This is a genomic window from Flavobacterium sp. NPDC079362 (assembly GCF_050267765.1).
Classification (GTDB): domain Bacteria; phylum Bacteroidota; class Bacteroidia; order Flavobacteriales; family Flavobacteriaceae; genus Flavobacterium; species Flavobacterium azizsancarii.
The window spans coordinates 99,692-117,591 of record NZ_JBNNFM010000011.1; the positions used below are offsets into that span (position 1 = coordinate 99,692).

Genomic DNA, 17,900 nt, shown 5'->3' on the forward strand with positions numbered 1-17,900 from the left:
GTTTGTAGATGATAATAGCTTTCTTAAATGTGATGGATGCGAACACATTACCAAATTTAGAATTAAGAAAATCTAAAAATGTAGATTACTTTACAATTGCAACGGAGTTACTTGCGGAGATTCCTCATTCTTCGGAATGACAAAACAGGCGGAAAAAGCAAAGTAAACCACAAAATAAAAAAAGCCACTTTTCAGTGGCTTTTCTCATTCTTACTTATTCAACATCCAAATAAGGATTTAGAATTTCTGCTAATTCATTCAACCAATAAAAACCGTCTTCGACTGATTTTGTATCGATTTGCAGAGTTTCGCATTCTCGCATTAAAGACATGGCGAGAAGATAATTTACTCTTCGAATTGCTTTTGCGAAATTTTCAGGATCAATCGCTTGGTTGAAAAATTCGGTTAACCGCAATTCTGTTTCTTTTGAAAGGGTGTTTACACTCATAATCTTGCATTTTAGGAAATATAAAACCCGCGCAGGTTAGGTGTCCTACGCTGCAAGAGCGTTGCAGTTGTTTCCAATACCGCCACCATACCACACGGGCACAAAGTTTTTCTGAGATCATAAGTTCTTGCATTTAGGACTGCGAAGATACCAAAAAAACTCTTGGGATTTGTATGGTTTTTCTATCTGAATATAAAAGATTAAATTTAGTTTGCTTGTTGCTTCGGGGCTTCGACTAAGCTCAGCATGAAATATCGACTTTGCTCAGCATGACAAAAAATACAATAAAAAAATCTGTTTTTATCCGCGTTTTCACGAAGTGAATCCGTTAAATCCGCGTTCGATAATAACATTTCACAATCGCCAGGTCTCACAAAAAAAGGCTTAAAATTTTCCAACATTTTTTCATAATGTTTTATTAACTCACTTGGCTTTTCATTCTAAAAAAGATAGCTTTGAGAAACAATCATTAAATATAAACCGATTATGAAAATTCAAATCAACACCGACAAGAACATCGAAGGACACGAAAGATTAGCAACTTATTTTTCTGAAGAATTAGAAAAAGGTTTAGCTCGTTTTGAGGAAAAAATAACCCGTATTGAAGTACATTTTGGCGATGAAAACGGAGAAAAATTCAGCTTAAACGATAAAAAATGCGTGATTGAAGTTCGTGTAGCCAATTTGCAACCTTTAACCGTAACAGACCACGCCGATACGCTTGAAAAAGCTTTTAGCGGCGCTCTTGCCAAAGCAAAAAAATCTCTTACGACGACTTTCGAAAAACAGAAAGCGTTTTAATCAATATACAAACAAATGCAAATGGCATTATCTCTAATTAAGATAATGCCATTTTTTATTTTAATAAAGCGTTCATTTCTTCCCAATGCAATATTTTGACTTTTTCGCTAAGTTGGTTCGCACTATTGACCATTGCTTTGGCGATATCGCTCGCCTCTATTCCTTTGTATTTCTTCATTCCACCCACAAACAAAGGATTGATGAATTTGAATATCCCAATAAATACTTTTTCCAGAGGTCTGCTTTCTTTTCTGTCTCCTAAAATCATCGATGGTCGAAAAATATGCGTATGATCAAGATTCAAGTTGATAATATCCTGTTCGGTTTCGCCTTTCATCTTGGTGTAAAATATCGACGACTTTGCGTTTGCTCCAATTGCCGAAACTAGAAAAACTGCTTTGGCACCGTTTTCTTTGGCCAATTTCGCCGCCAAAACCGGATAATCATGATCGATTTGATAATATAGTTTTTTATCGGGTGTTTTCTTTTGCGTGGTTCCAAGTGCTATAAAAACTTCATCAACTTGAATGCCTTTTACAACTTCGGGCAATGAATTAAAATCACCTATCAGAGTTTTTAGTTTTGGATGCTGAATGTTAATTGCTGCCCTGACCACGATTGTTACTTGTTCGTAATTGGCATTATTCAACAACGTTTCGAGAATATACGATCCTACCAGTCCGCTTGCTCCGTATACAATTGCTTTTTTCATAATAAGGCGATTTGTTTCCTCGAAGTTAGAAAATTAAAACTTAACTTTTTGGATTGAGTTGTTTAAACACATAGAAACATAGGATTTGTAAACTTAAAAAAAGGCATTTCATTTATTTTAAAGTCACATAGCTATGTGTCAAATCTTGATTTGTATTTAATTCTCTTTTGTTCATTCCTAAATCCTATGTCTCTATGTGTTTATTTTTTTTCCTCTCGCAGATTGAGCAGATTTTAATTTTTAATCTATATTGTCTATTTTTTTTAAACACATAGAAACATAGATTCTAGCAGTTTAGGAAAAGACATTTCATTTGCTTAAACACACATAGCTATGTGTCAAATCTTGATTTGTATTTAATTCTCTTTTGTTCATTCCTAAATCCTATGTCTCTATGTGTTTAAATATTTCTCCCGCATATTGAAAAGATTTAATTTCTAATCTATGCTCTTGTTGTTTTTAAATAAAAGTACGATTAACATAATAATAACGCTTTTCGGGATTGTAAGAAGTAATTTTGCAGTCCCAAAAAAGCAACTTGGTTTTTGAGATAAACCAAGCTTCTTAATTGAGATTATTCATTACAAATTATTTAAAATTACACTTATGAAAAAGCAACTACTCGTATTATTAATCGCAATATTTATAGGTTTTGGTTCCAATGCGCAAACAAAATCATCGGAAACAAATGTGCTGGTTTTGATTTATTCTCAAAACGGCGGAACTTACAAAATGGCAAAAGCAATTGCCGATGGAGTTCAGGAATATCCAAATACAAAAGCGACTTTAAAACGTGTTCCATCTATAAATCCAAAAGAGAAACTAAATGCTGATGTAGAGAAATTACCTGTTGCAACGATCGAAGAATTGGCCAATTATGACGGAATCGCTTTTGGAAGTCCGGTGCATTTTGCGAATATTAGCGCTGATATGAATTACTTTTTCAGCCAGAGTATTCCGCTTTGGACTTCGAGAACTTTAGAAGGAAAACCGGCAACTGTATTTATGTCGGCAGGATCTGGGGCAGGAAAAGAAGCTGCGATTTTGTCTTTCTGGAATATTCTTGCCTCCCACGGAATGGTGATCGTACCAACCGGAATAATGGGAACGGCTACTTTAGACAAAACGGTTCCTCAGGGAAATACGCCTTTTGGAGCGACTTCATTGGCCGGATCTACAGGAATTCGCCCGTCGCAAAGCGAATTGAATCTGGCTAAAGAACAAGGAAAAGCTTTGGCAAGAGTAGCTTCTGGATTGAGAAATACAGAGAATATAAAATCCGTAAAAACAACTTCGGTTGAAAGTAAAAGCGATATCAACAAAACATTAAAAGACAATAATATTGTTATTCCTGAAGCACCAAAACCAGTAGGGAATTATGTTCCGTTTACGATTTCGGATCATAAGGTATATATTAATCAGGTGGCTTTGAAAGACGGAAAGATCCTAAATCCGGGTAAAGTTGGCGCAACAGTTACAGAAGATCAGGCAAAGGAAGCAACATACCAAACGATGCTGAATGTATTTGCTGTTCTAAAAGAAGCTTGCGGAGGCGACTTGAACAAAGTAAAACAATGTGTGCAACTAACAGGATATTTTAATACCACTCCTGAATATACGCAACATGCAGGACTTATGAATTCGGCTTCGAATTTGACGGCTTTGGTTTTTGGAGAAAAAGGAAAACATGCGAGAGCAACGATTGGCGCAGCTTCGTTGCCGATCAATTCGGCTGTAGAAATTCAGGCGATTTTTGAGATTGAATAAAAGAAAATTTTACCGCAATCCCGATAGCTATCGGGAGCAAAGGATTACGCAAAGGTCACAAAGCTTTATGAATTACGCTTTGCTTTGAGATCGCAAAGTAATTAGAAAAAATCCGTTTTTATCAGCGTTTTCGCGTTAGCGAATCAGTAAAATCAGCGTCTAATTTTTGACGCAGATCAAACAGATTTACTTCGTAAAAACGCGGATAAAAACGGATTTTATTTGCAATGATTTTATTTTTTAAAAGCTTAACTCTCTGACATTCCCCATAGGGATAAAACATGCAAGAGCGCCACTATTGGTGCGACTGCGTTACCAATCAATTCGGCTTTAGAAATTCAGGCGATTTTTGAAATTGAATAAGGGTTTATTGGTTTACAAATGGGAATAAATTTGGGAACGTTTTTGTGTTGTCCCTACGGGACAAAATTGTGATTCGCAAATTGTTTTTCTACCAACATGTAATCTCTACGAGATATTTTTTTAGTGACTATATTATATAGAAGAGACTTCACATTTTATAAACATTGCCAACGTTTTCAATCGCTCGAACACAATATATTTTTCACTATCCTTATCCCACGCCTGAAATTGTGGGTAATAATTGAAAATATTGATATTTTAAATAATAACTCCGTTAGGAGTTAAATATTGGTAGAAAAAAACATATAGTAAGTATTAATGTCCCGTAAGGGACTACACGTATATTTGTTATAACACAATCGATGTTTTTTGCGTGAGGGATAGAAGCTGGCTACCGAAGTAGCGCGGATAGCCCGACAGCAATAAAAAAAGGGGCCGACTAAGCGATTTGCATAGTTGGCCCCTTTTTTTATTGGTGGCACGCCCAGATTATTATTGACGTAATATTATGATTTTGGCAACGGAGCTCCAACGGCGATATCGCAACGATGTCCGGGTTTTCCGTGAGCAGGATTCATTCCGTCTGCTGTGGCTACTTCTTCGGTACTTAATAAGGCCGGAACCGCATTGTTTGCAGGTGGCGTCACGGTAAAGTTTTGCGAAGTGCTTCCGCTTTGGGCCGTATTAGCAACAGGTTGTTTTGCTGCAGGAGAGTTTAAAGGTGCTCCAACCGGAATATCGCATCTGTGACCGGGTTGTCCGTGCGCAGGATTCATTCCTTTGGCAACTTTGGCTGGCGTTACGGTTGTTGTGGTTACTTGTTGCCCTGCGTTTACTTGTACAGGTTGCGCAGTTTGAGTCGTAGTCGTTTGCCCTTGCGTTGGAGCCGAATTTAATGGCGCACCAACGGCAATATCACAACGATGTCCGGGTTGTCCGTGTGCAGGATTTATTCCTTGCGTTGCTCCCATTACGGTATTGGGATTCGTGGCAGGATTTTGAACTACCGGTTGCTGTATTTTTGTGGTGTCTTTTGCTAATCCTAGTTTGACTAATTCAGATGTTGGTGTATTTTCCTGTGGTTCCAGTTCTTTCTTGCAAGAGGTAAAAACTAAGGAAGTAACAAATATTGAGGTGATAAGTATTTTTGGATTCATGATGTAAATTTTTAAAGCTCTCAAATATACTGGTTTTTGTAAAGTTTTCCACCATATAAGTGATATAAGATAATTTAAGTTTTGCTTTGCTTTGTAATATAATCTCGCAAAGGCGCAGAGTCGCAAAGTTTTATTTTCTTTGAGACTTGGCTTAACTTAAATTTTAAGTTTTTTAAATTTTTGCTTTTAGAATTTCGCGAAAAGGCGCTAAGTTTTAAAATCGGCAAGGGAAAAAACTTTGCGACTCTGCGACTTTGCGCGATTAAAACGAATCCCAATAAAAAACTCTGCATCTTTGAACCTACGTCCCTTTGCTCCTTTCAAAAGATTTTTTGCTAACTTTAAATCCAAATAAAACCTCTCATGAAAAAATCAATTCTCCTCCTATTATTCGTTGCGACTTTTGCAAATGCACAAACTTCTGAAAAAGACAAAGTCAATCAAACCCTTGATACCTGGCACAAAGCGGCTGCTGATGTAAAATTCGACGCTTACTTTGATTTAATTGCCGAAGACGGAATTTTCATAGGAACTGACGCTACAGAAAACTGGACTAAAAAAGATTTTAAAGTTTGGGCAAAACCCTTTTTCGACAAAGGAACTACCTGGAATTTTACAGCTTTGGAACGTCATATCTTTTTTGACAAATCAGGAAAAATTGCGTGGTTTGATGAATTGCTAAATACTCAGATGAAAATTTGCCGTGGTTCTGGTGTCTTGGTTAAAGTGGGGAAAGAATGGAAAATTCAGCATTATGTTTTATCGATGACGATCCCTAATCCAGAAGCAGACACTGTTACTAAGATAAAAGCGCCTATCGAAGATGTTTTGATTGCGAAGCTTCAGAAAAAATAAACAATTTTGGGTTTTGTTTTTATAATCCTAACTTTTCTAGTGGTTTAGAACATCTGATATCAAATTAATTATAATACAATTGGCAATTTTATCCGTAAATTAGAAGTTCAAAATAAGATAGTCTCAAAAAAATGGATCGAATATTACAAAATTGACTAAAATAAAAGATCAACCTCTATTTTATTAGCCCTGAAAATCAAAATCTTTATTTTTTTTTAACTTTGACCCCAAAAAAAATAGGGTTCAATAAAGTATCTGAAAAATGAAAATAGAAAAACGCTGGGTCATTTCCTTTATTATTATAAGTATTGTTTGTATTACCGGTGCATTTTGGCCAACTGTTACTCAAAACAGTTACGTATTATCTGAATTTGGAACAACAGATCATATTGTTCCTGCCGATGTTGCCTGGATGTTAACCTCCTGTTGTCTGGTTTTGATCATGACTCCGGGATTATCTTTTTTCTATGGCGGAATGGTGGGCAGAAAAAATGTGATCTCAACCATGTTGCAAAGTTTTATTTGTTTGGGCGTTGTAACGCTTTTATGGGTTGTAGTGGGTTTTAGTTTGGCTTTTGGAGATCCTGTAGGATTTGGTTCAGGCGAACACTTTTACAGCTTTTTCGGAAATCCAACAACATTTGCTTTTATGGATTATGTGGGCGTTTTGCCTCATAAAAAATTAGCCAGTACAATTCCGTTTATGTTATTTGCTTTGTTTCAAATGAAATTTGCGATTATTGCTCCGGCAATTATTACGGGTTCGTTTGCAGAACGTGTTCGATTTATATCGTATTTACTTTTCATCAGTTTGTTTACCATTTTTATTTATGCTCCTTTGTGCCATTCGGTTTGGTATCCTACAGGAATTTTAGGAAGTTATTTTGGCGTGAAAGATTTTGCCGGAGGAACTGTAGTACATATGAGTTCCGGATTTGCTGCTTTGGCGGGAGTTATTGTTTTAGGAAAAAGAAAAAATAGCGCTCATATCCCAACCAATATTCCGTTTGTATTATTAGGAACCGGAATGTTATGGTTTGGATGGTTCGGGTTCAACGCTGGATCTGCTCTTGCTGCCAACGGAACTGCCGCAATGGCTTTTGCAACGACAACAACTTCATCTGCCGCTGCGATGTTAACCTGGGTTTTCTTTGACAGAATGAACGGAAGAAAAGTTTCTGCTCTTGGTGCTTGTATTGGGGCTGTTGTAGGTTTGGTTGCCATAACGCCAGCTGCAGGATTTGTATCAGTTCCTGAAAGTATGTTTTTTGGGTTTGTTACGGCTTTGGTTTCTAACTCGGTTGTAAATTGTCGTTTCTCTAAAAGATTTGATGATACGCTCGACGTTTTTGCCTGTCACGGAGTTGGTGGAATTATGGGAATGATCCTAACCGCAATCTTTGCTCATGGCGAAGATGCAAGTTTATTGCACGGAGGCTGGAATGTTTTTGCACACCATATGATGGCATTGGTTTTGGTTTCTATCTTTACTTTCTTCGGGGCTTATTTCTTGTTTAAAGTAACCAACTTTATTATTCCGTTGCGTGTCTCTGAAGAAAATGAACATATCGGTCTTGATTTATCGCAACACGATGAAACGCTTGATCCTAAATTAAAACCTATTACTGAGGCGCATTACGGGTAAAAAAGTTTGCCACAGATTTCACAGATTAAAATGATTTTTTTGATTAATCGTAAATATGAATGTGTAGTCCCTACGGGACATGTCTAGCGTGGTAACTATTATTTTCTACCAATATTTAACTCCTAACGGAGTATATCTCGTAGAGATTAAATATTGGTAAAAAAACGACCGTAAGTTTGTCCCGTAGGGGCTACACTAATTAGACAATTATAATTAAAAAATCATTTTAATCTGTGAAATCTGTGGCAAAAAAAAACAGCCAGGAATTTCGATATTTTGTCCACAATACATACAAAAATGAATTCGCGAAAATTAGTGTAATTCGTGGCAAAAAAGAACATCCATCATTAAAATTCGTGGCAAAAAACTTTAAAACCCAATTGCGCTATTTTCATTCGTTTATATTCCTTAATTTTGCTGAAAATTTTTGTAAAAGTGGGAAGTAAAAATAAACTAAAAAGATTCAGAGAAAACGAAACATTTCAAAACGTTTTTCAACCAACCAGAGAAGAAGTTGTAGGCGATTTAATGCCTTTGAAAGGAAAATGGAACTCTGATTTCTTTAAAAATGATAATCCATTAGTTTTAGAATTAGGATGTGGAAAAGGTGAATATTCTGTTGGATTAGCAGAAAGATACCCTGACAAAAATTTTATTGGTATAGATATAAAAGGGGCGCGTTTCTGGAGAGGTGCTAAAACTGCTGTAGAAAACGAACTTCATAATGTTGCTTTTATTCGTACTCAAATCGAATTGATCAACCATATTTTTAATGAAAATGAAGTGGATGAAATCTGGATTACTTTTCCGGATCCACAAATCAAATACAAAAGAACAAAACACAGAATGACAAACTCAGAGTTTTTGAAATTGTATAAAAAAATCCTTAAAAAAGACGGTGTTGTTAACCTAAAAACCGACAGCGAATTCATGCACGGTTATACTCTTGGATTGCTTCACGGTGAAGGACATGAGGTTTTATACGCGAATCATAACGTGTATACAAACGAAGGAAGTCCTGAGGAAGTTACTGCTTTTCAGACTTTTTACGAGAAACAATATTTAGAAATTAACAAGGCAATTACGTATATTCGCTTTAAAATTAAAGACTAATTTAATTTTAAGAACGTTTTTTCCAACCCATTAAATAACTGAATGGCATTACTTACCCCATTACTTTCAGGTTTTATTGCCGCTTTCATTGGGATTATTCCGCCAGGTTTAATCAACATGACAGCAGCTAAAGTGAACATGAAAGAAGGAAAAAAGAACGCTTTATGGTTTGTTGCCGGTGCGATTTTAGTCATCTTTTTTCAGGTTTCCCTAGCGGTTCTATTTGCTCAGGTAATTGACAATCGCCCGGATGTGGTAACGCTTTTACGCGAAGTTGGGTTTGCAATTTTTTCGATTCTAACGATTTACTTTTTGTTTATCGCTAAGGAACCTAAAGCTAAAAAATCGAAGATCAAAAAGAGCAGCAAAAAAAGCCGTTTCTTTTTAGGAATGTTACTTTCAGGCCTGAACTTTTTCCCGATTCCCTATTATGTTGTGGTGAGTGTTACGCTGGCTTCTTATCATCTTTTTGCATTCGAAAACAACATTATTTTCACTTTTGTATTCGGATCTGTTTTGGGTTCGTTTGCTGCTTTGTACAGCTATATTGGTTTCTTTGGAAGAATCGAAAAGAAAACTGATTACCTCATGCGAAACATGAATACTATAATAGGAAGCATCACGGGATTAATTGCTATTGCAACGCTTTTTAATATCTTGAGTTACTACTTTGGGTAAAAATATTTTCTAAAGATTAAAATTTAGATTTTATAATATTGAACCATTAAGAGATTAAGAGAAATTAAGCCCGACTTTATAAAACTTCACTTTCTTAATTGTTTTTTCAATAAAAAGTTACACTTTGCCTTAATGAACCTTAATATCTTAATGGTAAAATAATCTAAACATATGGCTGAAGATAATTTTTTTGAAAGAGTTTATACGATCGCCAGACAAATTCCGTACGGAAAAGTAACTTCTTATGGCGCTATTGCGAAAGCTTTAGGAACGGCTCGTTCTGCCCGAATGGTGGGTTGGGCAATGAATGCCTGTCATAATATGGACGATGTTCCGGCTCACAGGGTCGTAAACAGAAAAGGGCTTTTGACTGGAAAACACCATTTTGACGGAACTAATTTAATGCAGCAACTTCTCGAAAGTGAAGGTATTGTTATAAAAGACAATCAGATTATAGATTTAGAAAAACATTTTTGGGCGCCAGAAATTGAATTTTAATGGGGTTAGTTTCACCATATAAGTGATATAAGTTCATTTAAAGTATGGCTTGATTTACTTTGTCTTTTTAATCGCGCAAAGTCGCGAAGCCGCAAAGTTTTTTATTCTTTTTAAGTTTTTCTTTGCGACTCTGCGACTTTGCGCGATTAATAAAATAACTTCACGACTTTGCAAGAGATTTATGTACAATGCTTAATATGAACCTATATCACTTATATGGTTCAAAAACCTAAATCAAACAAATCACAAAGCTCGTTTTATCTTCATCGGTTTGGTAGCTTAAGTAACCGCCGTGTGCTTCTATAATGTTTTTAGAAAGTGTTAAACCAATTCCGGCGCCATCTTTTCTGGTGGTAAAAAAGGGCAAGAATACTTTGTCTCGAATTTCCTGATCAATTCCTTTTCCGTTGTCTGAAATGGTGATAAAAAAGCGATTATTTTCTGTGTAACTTGATAAGAACATTTTCTTTTCGGCCTTTTCTTTTAAGGCATATATACTGTTTGTGATTAAATTAATAATCACTTGTTCCATTTGGTTTTTGTCAATCAAAATAGATCTTGAACTATTAATATCATTTACTAATTCGATATTTTCCGCTTTCAAAATTGGACTCATGATTCGCATACAATCTTCAAAAAGTACATTTATTGGCGTCATTTGTTTCGTTGGCGTTGGCAACATGGCGAGTTTTCGGTAATTTTCTACAAATACCTGCAAGTGATCACTTCGATTTATAATGGTCGAAATACTGCTTTTTATGTCATCAAAATCATCTTCTTCTAATTGTTCCTGATCGACAATTTGAAGAAGATTCTGCGAAAGTGCACGAATTGGCGTCAACGAATTCATTAGCTCATGCGAAATAATTTTCATTAAATTGATCCAGGCTTCTTTTTCCTTTTTCTCAATCACACGCTGAATACTATCCAATAAAATGATAAAATATTCTTTTTCGTATGTTTTTGTATAGGAAGTCTGCAACATAAAAGTCTGCAAATCCTGATCTTCAATTTTAATCGAAATTGCTGATTTTAACTCTGTAAAACCAACATTTTCAATTTCATCGCAAAGTGATGGCAAATAGTTTTTAAGATAATTCCAATGACTTACTTTTGGAACTTTAAACAAACTCGAAAAACAATCATTCATTAAAAAAATACTCCAATCGTCATCTTCTTTCTCTAGAATTAAAGCTGCCGTATCAATATTATTTAAAATCGATTGATAAATAAGCTGTTTTGAAGTTTGCTCTTGTTGCTGAAATTTTAACTTATTGTATAAAAGAGATAAATTCTGAAAATTTTCCTTTTTTTGTTGTTCCGGAAAATTAGTTGAAAAATCATTTTGCAAAATCGAAAGCAAAATTTTATCATAAAACGAGGATTGCTTTTTGATATAAAAATACATTTCAGAAAGCATTAGCAAAACAAAGAAACCAACTAAAACAGCATTGTAATACAATCCTTTGTAAATCAAAAAAACACAAAAGAAAAAGGGTATCATAACAAACAGAACCCTTACAAACAAAGCATTATAGAATTTCCAGTTTTTCATTGTTTCATTTTTTTATACTTAATAATGCTGAAAAATTTAACCGCAAAGGTCGCAAAGGATTTACGCAAGGTTCGCAACAACAGCTTTGCGAACTTAATAAAGCCAACTGCAAACACAGCAAAAAAAATACTTTGCGTGCTCTGCGGTTAAATCACACTGTGTTTAAATATTCTTTAAATCGTATTTCTCGATTCTTCTGTACAAAGCTGCTCTTGACAAACCAAGCTCTTCAGCTGTTTTACTGATATTTCCGTTGTGTTTGAAAAGTATTTTTTCGATCGCATTTTTTTCCATTTCAGATAACGGGTTTTCATCATTTTCCTGAATTTCCTCAAAATCAAGAATATCTAAATCGGTTACGGCAATTGTATTATTATCTGCTAAGATTAAGGCGCGTTCGATTTTATTTTCAAGTTCACGAATGTTTCCTTTCCAAGGATATTTCTCTAAATAAGATCCAACATTTTCTTCAAAATGCCAGTTTTCCTGATTGTATTTTTCTGCAATTTTATCCAGAATAAAGTGTGCCATTGGTACAATATCATCTTTTCGTTCGCGTAACGAAGGCAAATAAATTTCCATCGTATTTATTCGGTACAATAAATCTTCGCGAAAGGTTTTGTTTTTAACCTCAGCTTTTAAATCACTGTTTGTTGCTGCAATAATACGAACGTTTAAAGGTCTTGCTTTACTTTCGCCCAAACGCGTAACGGTTTTGGTTTGCAAAACATGCAATAATTTGGATTGCAGATGAAGCGGAATATTACCTATTTCATCCAAAAAAATAGTTCCTCCTGAAGCGGTTTCGAATCTTCCTGGCGTATCTGATTTCGCATCTGTAAAAGCTCCTTTGGCATAACCAAAAAGTTCACTTTCGAATAAATTGTCACTCAAAGAGCCTAAATCAACATGAACAAAAGGCTGTGTTTTTCGTTCTGAATTCTGGTGAATAAATTCGGCAAAAACATATTTTCCCGTTCCGTTTTCGCCTAAAATCAAGACATTCGCATCTGTTTTTGCAACTTTTTCAGCAATCGAATAAGATTGTTTTATTTTTAGAGAACTGCCAACGAAATAATTTTTCTCTACTTTTTCTATTACAACCTTTTTGCTGTTTTTTCTGCTTTCGGCGACAGCCTTGTCTATTATTTCGAGCAACTTTTCGTTATTCCAGGGCTTCAAAACATAATCAAAAGCACCAATTTTTATGCCTTCAACGGCAGTATCAATTTTACCAAAAGCGGTCATTAAAATCACTACTGTTTGTGGCGAAAGCGTTTTAATTTCTTTGAGCCAATGAATGCCTTCTCGCCCATCTTCAAAACCAATTCGATAATTCATGTCTAATAAAACCACGTTTATTTCATTTTCATTCAAAATAGAAATGATTTTTTTGGGATTATTTGCTGTAAAAATCGTCTCGAAATGTTTTTTGAGAATCATTTTTGCCGAAAAAAGAATTTCTTCCTGATCGTCAACGATTAATATTTGGGCTAGTTTTCTTCGCATGATATCTTTTTTTGTTCGATAATGAACGGTCAACTGTTCATTATCGAACAGTCCTTTTTTTGAATGGTTTCTAAAGCTTCTTTAAAATCAATACTTTACAAATAATAAATTTTATGGCACAGTATTTACCTATTGACTATCAGTAAATTATTAAAGAAATGGACAAAGTAATTCCTCGTAAAAATAGAAAATTTAGGTATCTCACAATAGCAATTGGAGTTTTTTTAGTTTTGGCAACAATCATCTTTTTTTCGTTTAACACCAAAAGAAGTTTAAATGTAAAAGCCGAAGAACTAAGTATTCAGAAAGTTGAAAAAGCTTTTTTTGAAGATTTCGTTGTTTTTCAGGCCAAAGTAGAACCTTTGAATGTAATGCTTGTAAATGTTACTGAAGGTGGATCTGTAAAAGAGATTTTTGTAGAAAATGGTGCGATGGTTACCAAAGGTCAATCATTGGCCCGTTTATACAACCCAAATACTGAATTGAATTACCTAACTCAGGAAACAGCAATTATTGAGCAAATCAATAATTTGAACACCGGAAAACTAAACATTAGAAATCAGGAATTAAATTTGACAAAAGATTTAGTTTTGATCGAACATGATTATAATGATGCTAAAAGGTTGTACGACATGAATGCACGATTATATGAAAAAGAAGTGATCTCGAGAAATGACTGGAATAATTTCAAAGAAAGCTTACGTTTTCAGGAGGAACGCAAAAGAACGATTCAGCAAAGTATTCAAAAAGAGAAACAAACGAATCAGGTTCAGATTTCTCAAATCAATAATTCAATCCAAACCATGGAAAAAAGTTTAGATATTTTGAGAAACAATAAAAAGAATTTCCTGATTATAGCGCCGGAATCCGGTAGATTAACATCGTTTCAACCGGTTTTAGGAAAGACATTTCAGGCTGGCGAGAGCATCGGAAGAATAGATTCTAAACAGGGCTATAAGCTAACAGCAGATGTAGATGAATTTTATCTGGAAAAAATACGCGAAGGCTTAAAAGGTCAAGTAGAATTTAAAGGTAAAAATCTTGAAGTTCTGGTAACCAAAGTAATCCCAGAGGTTAAAGGCGGACATTTTATAGTAGAATTGGCTTTTACGTCTAAAGAAGATATTGCATTACAAGACGGATTAAGTTTTGGCGTAAAACTAATTTTATCAGAGAAAAATAAAACTCTTGTTGTGCAAAAAGGAAGTTTTAATCAGGAAACAGCAGGAAAATGGATATTTGTAGTAAAAGGAAACAAAGCTATAAGAAGAAATATAAAGCTAGGACGTGAAAATCCTTCGTATTACGAAGTTCTGGAAGGTTTGAAAGAAGGAGAATCTGTGATTACCTCATCTTATACGGATTACAAAGATATCGAGGAGTTGTCGATTAGTTCTCAGTAATAGTTTTCAGTCGCAGTTTTCAGTCGCGGTCGCGGTCGCGGTTTAATTCACAATTAATAATTCACAATTAATAAAGTTTCAATCATCAATCAAAAAATACAATCAATAACAACTAAAATTTTAAAACTATGATAACAATTCAAAATTTAACCAAAGTTTTTAGAACAGAAGAAGTAGAAACGGCAGCTTTAAGCGGGATTACTTTAGAAATTAAAAAAGGAGATTTCCTTACTATTATGGGACCTTCGGGTTGCGGGAAATCGACTTTATTAAACATCATCGGACTTCTGGACAGTGCTACTGGTGGAAGTTACAAACTATTAGACCAGGAAATGGTGGGTTTGAAAGAGAAAGGAAGAGCTGTTGTTCGTAAAGAAAATATTGGTTTTATATTTCAAAACTTCAACTTAATCGATGAACTTTCTGTTTATGATAATATCGAGCTGCCTTTGCTTTACAACAATGTAAAAGCATCGGATCGAAAACAAAAAATTGAAGCGATTGCCGAGAAGCTTAATATCTCACATCGATTAAAACACTTTCCACAACAACTTTCAGGAGGACAACAACAAAGGGTTGCAGTTGCAAGAGCTTTGGTAAACGATCCTAAAATCATTCTTGCCGATGAGCCTACAGGAAATTTGGATAGTAAAAATGGTAATGAAGTAATGGAACTTTTGACAGATTTGCATGCAAAAGGTGCCACAATTTTGATGGTTACGCACTCTGATTATGATGCTTCGTTTTCGCAAAGAACGATTCATATGAAAGATGGTGTTATATTCTCTGAGCGATTAAATCAGAGAAATGTTGATGTTTTTATGGACGCTAAATAATCACAAAATGATAAAATTTATTGTAACCGCAATCTTATTTCTAGTGGGATTTGTTTGCAAAGTACTGGCAACGATATAAAACCAACAGGTTTTTAAAGCAACTATAATAATATAAAAAATACAACATGATTTTTAACTGGTTTAAAATATTCATATATCATTTAAAACAAAACAAATTGTTTTCATTTTTAAATGTTCTAGGGCTAAGCATTGGAATCGCCGGAGTGATTTTCGCCATTTTATACTGGAATAACGAAAATACATACGACCAATGGAATCCTGAGACAGAAAACGTGTATCAGGTACTGAATAAAATTGGGGCAACTGGAGATATCTGGCCATCAAGTACAATTCCTTTTGGAGTTACCTGTAAAGCAACAATTCCCGAAATCGAATCTATTTGCTTTTTTGATAGCTGGTATTATGAGGAGATAATAAAATATCAGAATCAAAAATGGATGGGTAAAAAAATTATAGTCGCTGATTATGACTTTTTTGATGCTTTTCCTTTTCCTATTGTAAAAGGGGCAAAAAAAGACATCCTTAAAGAAAAAAATAGTGTAGCCATTTCAGAAGACGAGGCTAAAAAAATATTTAAAAATGAAGATCCTATTGGCAAAATCGTTATAAATGATAACAAATCTTATGTTATAAAATCTGTTTATAAAGTTATGAGCCCTTCTTCTATTGAACCAAATTATGTTTTTGGAGGCTTATTAGAAGATGGTGACGCTAACAACTGGGGAAATTTTAATTACACCCTGATGATTAAAGTGAGGAAAGGCACTAGTGAGGAATCACTTTTGAAGAAGATGCAAAATGTAAATTTTGTTAACAGAACCATGAAAGACGCTAAAGCAAATGGTCAGACACCTGAAGAATATGTGAAGGAAAATGGCGAGGTTAAGGTTATTCTCGATCCCTTAGACAAGGCACGCTTGTATGGTACAAAATCTACTGCAGGAGTCAATTTTCCAGAAGGAAAAGGCAATCTGCAATTGCTCTACATCATGGTAGGTTTATCTATATTGATTTTAATTTTATCACTTGTAAACTATATTAATCTGGCAACCGCTTCTGCTGTTAAACGTGCTAAAGAAGTAGGTGTCCGTAAAATTGTAGGGGCAAGCAAAACGCAAATCATAGCCCAATTTATATTCGAAACGGCTATTATTGTTGTTTTAGCTATTCTTTTTGCTCTGGCAATAGTAGAACTTTCTTTACCATACTACAATAACTTCCTAAGGAAATCTTTGACCATGAATGGCAGCGAATTTTACCTGCAGCTTATTTTTATCTTTGGATTAGTAATTGTTCTTGCAGGCATATTCCCGGCGGTTTATATTTCAAATTTTGAAACTTTAAAGGTTTTAAAAGGCAACTTCTCCAGAAGCAAAAGCGGTATCTGGATTCGAAATTCAATGTTGATTTTTCAATTTGGTATTGCTGCCTTTTTTATCATTGGCGCCTTGATTGTCAACTCGCAGGTAAATTATATGATGAATAAAGATCTTGGTTTTACCGGGGATCAGGTAATCAAAATTCCTTTAAAATCTCCAGATCGCAATAAAAAAATACAACAATATCTGACTATAAAACAAGAACTCCTTAAACTATCCGGTGTTCAGGACGTATCTACTTTTGCAGGTTCTTTTGGTAATAGTACCAATTCAAGTTCCGGATTTACATACAATGGTGTTTTTGTACAGCCTAGAAACGTTGATATGGATTTTGGTTTTCTGGACATGATGAAAATTAAGATTGTAAAAGGACGCGATTTATCTCCAAAATATGCTTCGGACACAATTAGCAATTGGCTCATAAATGAGACACTCGCTAAAACACTGGGACTTAAAAACCCCATAAACACGATAATAAGTTCCGGTTGGGGAAATGAAAAAGGAAACTTGAAATTTAAAATTGTAGGAGTTGTTAAAGACTTTCACATTACAGGATTTCAAAATAAAGTTCCGCCTATGGTCTTTATCAGCATAAAAACCTTAAAATGGAATAATTTTGACAATATTTATGTAAAGGTTTCTCCAAATAATTTAACCGGAACTTTAGATAAACTAAAAACATACTGGGAGAAAAACATCAATCAGGATTATCCTTTTCAATATGAATTTGTAAATAAGGGATTTGCCAAAACCTATCAGGAACAGGTAAAACAGAAAGATTTATTTTTTATTCTGAATCTTGTAGTAATCATAATTGCCATTTTTGGACTATTCGCTTTAGCTTCTTTTTCGATGGAGCGACGATTGAAAGAAATTGCGATTAGAAAAACATTGGGCGCCGAAACTGATGCTCTGCTAAAAGATCTTTCAAAACAATATGTTGTTTTTTGCCTAATAGGTTTTGTAATTGGCATCATACCTGCTTACATTTTATTGCAAAAGTGGCTGGAGGATTTTGCTTTTAGAATCAATGTTTCGGTTATTCCGTTTAGTATTGCGCTGATTTCTTTGTTGGCTCTGACCTTAATAATTGTTTTAACAAAAGCCTATCAGGTAACTAAAATAGACATCTTGAAATATTTAAAATACGAATAAGCTTG

The 17,900-nt window shown here is 34.6% G+C and carries 15 protein-coding genes; 10 read left to right on the forward strand and 5 right to left on the reverse strand.

Annotation, left to right across the window (positions count from 1 at the left end):
• Positions 1-214: 214 nt before the first annotated feature.
• Complete coding sequence (locus ACQKCJ_RS11970) at positions 215-448, reverse strand: hypothetical protein (protein ID WP_427402088.1); 234 nt, start codon at positions 446-448, stop codon at positions 215-217.
• 486 nt (positions 449-934) lie between these two features.
• Between ACQKCJ_RS11970 and ACQKCJ_RS11975 the strand changes: the two genes are divergently transcribed.
• A complete protein-coding gene (locus ACQKCJ_RS11975) occupies positions 935-1,249 on the forward strand; it encodes an HPF/RaiA family ribosome-associated protein (RefSeq protein WP_271337486.1) in 315 nt (104 codons plus the stop codon).
• Between the two features lie 55 nt (positions 1,250-1,304).
• Here the strand turns inward: ACQKCJ_RS11975 and ACQKCJ_RS11980 are convergent, their stop codons facing one another.
• Positions 1,305-1,961: an oxidoreductase gene (locus ACQKCJ_RS11980; protein ID WP_271337485.1), complete on the reverse strand. Its 657-nt coding sequence runs from the start codon at positions 1,959-1,961 to the stop codon at positions 1,305-1,307.
• Between the two features lie 606 nt (positions 1,962-2,567).
• On the opposite strand from ACQKCJ_RS11980, the gene wrbA reads away from it, so the two are divergent.
• Positions 2,568-3,728 carry an NAD(P)H:quinone oxidoreductase gene (wrbA, locus tag ACQKCJ_RS11985; RefSeq protein ID WP_271337484.1) on the forward strand — a complete coding sequence of 387 codons (1,161 nt, stop codon included), beginning with the start codon at positions 2,568-2,570 and terminating at the stop codon, positions 3,726-3,728.
• Between the two features lie 869 nt (positions 3,729-4,597).
• Here wrbA and ACQKCJ_RS11990 read toward each other — a convergent pair.
• Complete coding sequence (locus ACQKCJ_RS11990; protein ID WP_271337483.1) at positions 4,598-5,248, reverse strand: hypothetical protein; 651 nt, start codon at positions 5,246-5,248, stop codon at positions 4,598-4,600.
• 363 nt (positions 5,249-5,611) lie between these two features.
• Between ACQKCJ_RS11990 and ACQKCJ_RS11995 the strand changes: the two genes are divergently transcribed.
• The 5 genes from ACQKCJ_RS11995 to ACQKCJ_RS12015 all read left to right on the forward strand — a co-directional run bounded on the left by ACQKCJ_RS11995 (position 5,612) and on the right by ACQKCJ_RS12015 (position 10,037).
• Positions 5,612-6,103, forward strand: coding sequence for a nuclear transport factor 2 family protein (locus ACQKCJ_RS11995; protein ID WP_271337482.1), 492 nt, complete (start codon positions 5,612-5,614; stop codon positions 6,101-6,103).
• A 262-nt stretch (positions 6,104-6,365) separates the two neighbouring features.
• On the forward strand, positions 6,366-7,748 hold the full coding sequence (locus ACQKCJ_RS12000; RefSeq protein WP_271337481.1) for an ammonium transporter: 1,383 nt from the start codon (positions 6,366-6,368) through the stop codon (positions 7,746-7,748).
• Positions 7,749-8,183: 435 nt separating this feature from the next.
• On the forward strand, positions 8,184-8,861 hold the full coding sequence (gene trmB / locus ACQKCJ_RS12005; RefSeq protein ID WP_271337480.1) for a tRNA (guanosine(46)-N7)-methyltransferase TrmB: 678 nt from the start codon (positions 8,184-8,186) through the stop codon (positions 8,859-8,861).
• A 42-nt stretch (positions 8,862-8,903) separates the two neighbouring features.
• Complete coding sequence (locus tag ACQKCJ_RS12010) at positions 8,904-9,539, forward strand: LysE family transporter (protein WP_271337479.1); 636 nt, start codon at positions 8,904-8,906, stop codon at positions 9,537-9,539.
• A 171-nt stretch (positions 9,540-9,710) separates the two neighbouring features.
• Positions 9,711-10,037, forward strand: a complete 327-nt coding sequence (locus ACQKCJ_RS12015) for an MGMT family protein (RefSeq protein ID WP_271337478.1) — start codon at positions 9,711-9,713, stop codon at positions 10,035-10,037.
• A gap of 229 nt (positions 10,038-10,266) precedes the next feature.
• Here ACQKCJ_RS12015 and ACQKCJ_RS12020 read toward each other — a convergent pair whose 3' ends face one another.
• On the reverse strand, positions 10,267-11,592 hold the full coding sequence (locus ACQKCJ_RS12020) for a sensor histidine kinase (protein WP_271337477.1): 1,326 nt from the start codon (positions 11,590-11,592) through the stop codon (positions 10,267-10,269).
• Between the two features lie 162 nt (positions 11,593-11,754).
• Positions 11,755-13,101: a sigma-54-dependent transcriptional regulator gene (locus tag ACQKCJ_RS12025; protein ID WP_271337476.1), complete on the reverse strand. Its 1,347-nt coding sequence runs from the start codon at positions 13,099-13,101 to the stop codon at positions 11,755-11,757.
• A gap of 158 nt (positions 13,102-13,259) precedes the next feature.
• Between ACQKCJ_RS12025 and ACQKCJ_RS12030 the strand changes: the two genes are divergently transcribed.
• The 3 genes from ACQKCJ_RS12030 (at position 13,260) to ACQKCJ_RS12040 (ending at position 17,895) form a co-directional block, all read left to right on the forward strand.
• Positions 13,260-14,504, forward strand: a complete 1,245-nt coding sequence (locus tag ACQKCJ_RS12030; RefSeq protein ID WP_271337475.1) for an efflux RND transporter periplasmic adaptor subunit — start codon at positions 13,260-13,262, stop codon at positions 14,502-14,504.
• A 128-nt stretch (positions 14,505-14,632) separates the two neighbouring features.
• On the forward strand, positions 14,633-15,340 hold the full coding sequence (locus ACQKCJ_RS12035; RefSeq protein ID WP_271337474.1) for an ABC transporter ATP-binding protein: 708 nt from the start codon (positions 14,633-14,635) through the stop codon (positions 15,338-15,340).
• Positions 15,341-15,465: 125 nt separating this feature from the next.
• On the forward strand, positions 15,466-17,895 hold the full coding sequence (locus tag ACQKCJ_RS12040; protein ID WP_427402089.1) for an ABC transporter permease: 2,430 nt from the start codon (positions 15,466-15,468) through the stop codon (positions 17,893-17,895).
• Positions 17,896-17,900: the final 5 nt, after the last annotated feature.

Bases quoted from the DNA above. Each gene is read 5' to 3' on its own strand.
- ACQKCJ_RS11970 (WP_427402088.1), bottom strand. From the start codon at position 448: ATGAGTGTAAACACCCTTTCAAAAGAAACAGAATTGCGGTTAACCGAA.
- ACQKCJ_RS11975 (WP_271337486.1), top strand. From the start codon at position 935: ATGAAAATTCAAATCAACACCGACAAGAACATCGAAGGACACGAAAGA.
- ACQKCJ_RS11980 (WP_271337485.1), bottom strand. From the start codon at position 1,961: ATGAAAAAAGCAATTGTATACGGAGCAAGCGGACTGGTAGGATCGTAT.
- wrbA (WP_271337484.1), top strand. From the start codon at position 2,568: ATGAAAAAGCAACTACTCGTATTATTAATCGCAATATTTATAGGTTTT.
- ACQKCJ_RS11990 (WP_271337483.1), bottom strand. From the start codon at position 5,248: ATGAATCCAAAAATACTTATCACCTCAATATTTGTTACTTCCTTAGTT.
- ACQKCJ_RS11995 (WP_271337482.1), top strand. From the start codon at position 5,612: ATGAAAAAATCAATTCTCCTCCTATTATTCGTTGCGACTTTTGCAAAT.
- ACQKCJ_RS12000 (WP_271337481.1), top strand. From the start codon at position 6,366: ATGAAAATAGAAAAACGCTGGGTCATTTCCTTTATTATTATAAGTATT.
- ACQKCJ_RS12010 (WP_271337479.1), top strand. From the start codon at position 8,904: ATGGCATTACTTACCCCATTACTTTCAGGTTTTATTGCCGCTTTCATT.
- ACQKCJ_RS12015 (WP_271337478.1), top strand. From the start codon at position 9,711: ATGGCTGAAGATAATTTTTTTGAAAGAGTTTATACGATCGCCAGACAA.
- ACQKCJ_RS12020 (WP_271337477.1), bottom strand. From the start codon at position 11,592: ATGAAAAACTGGAAATTCTATAATGCTTTGTTTGTAAGGGTTCTGTTT.
- ACQKCJ_RS12025 (WP_271337476.1), bottom strand. From the start codon at position 13,101: ATGCGAAGAAAACTAGCCCAAATATTAATCGTTGACGATCAGGAAGAA.
- ACQKCJ_RS12030 (WP_271337475.1), top strand. From the start codon at position 13,260: ATGGACAAAGTAATTCCTCGTAAAAATAGAAAATTTAGGTATCTCACA.
- ACQKCJ_RS12035 (WP_271337474.1), top strand. From the start codon at position 14,633: ATGATAACAATTCAAAATTTAACCAAAGTTTTTAGAACAGAAGAAGTA.
- ACQKCJ_RS12040 (WP_427402089.1), top strand. From the start codon at position 15,466: ATGATTTTTAACTGGTTTAAAATATTCATATATCATTTAAAACAAAAC.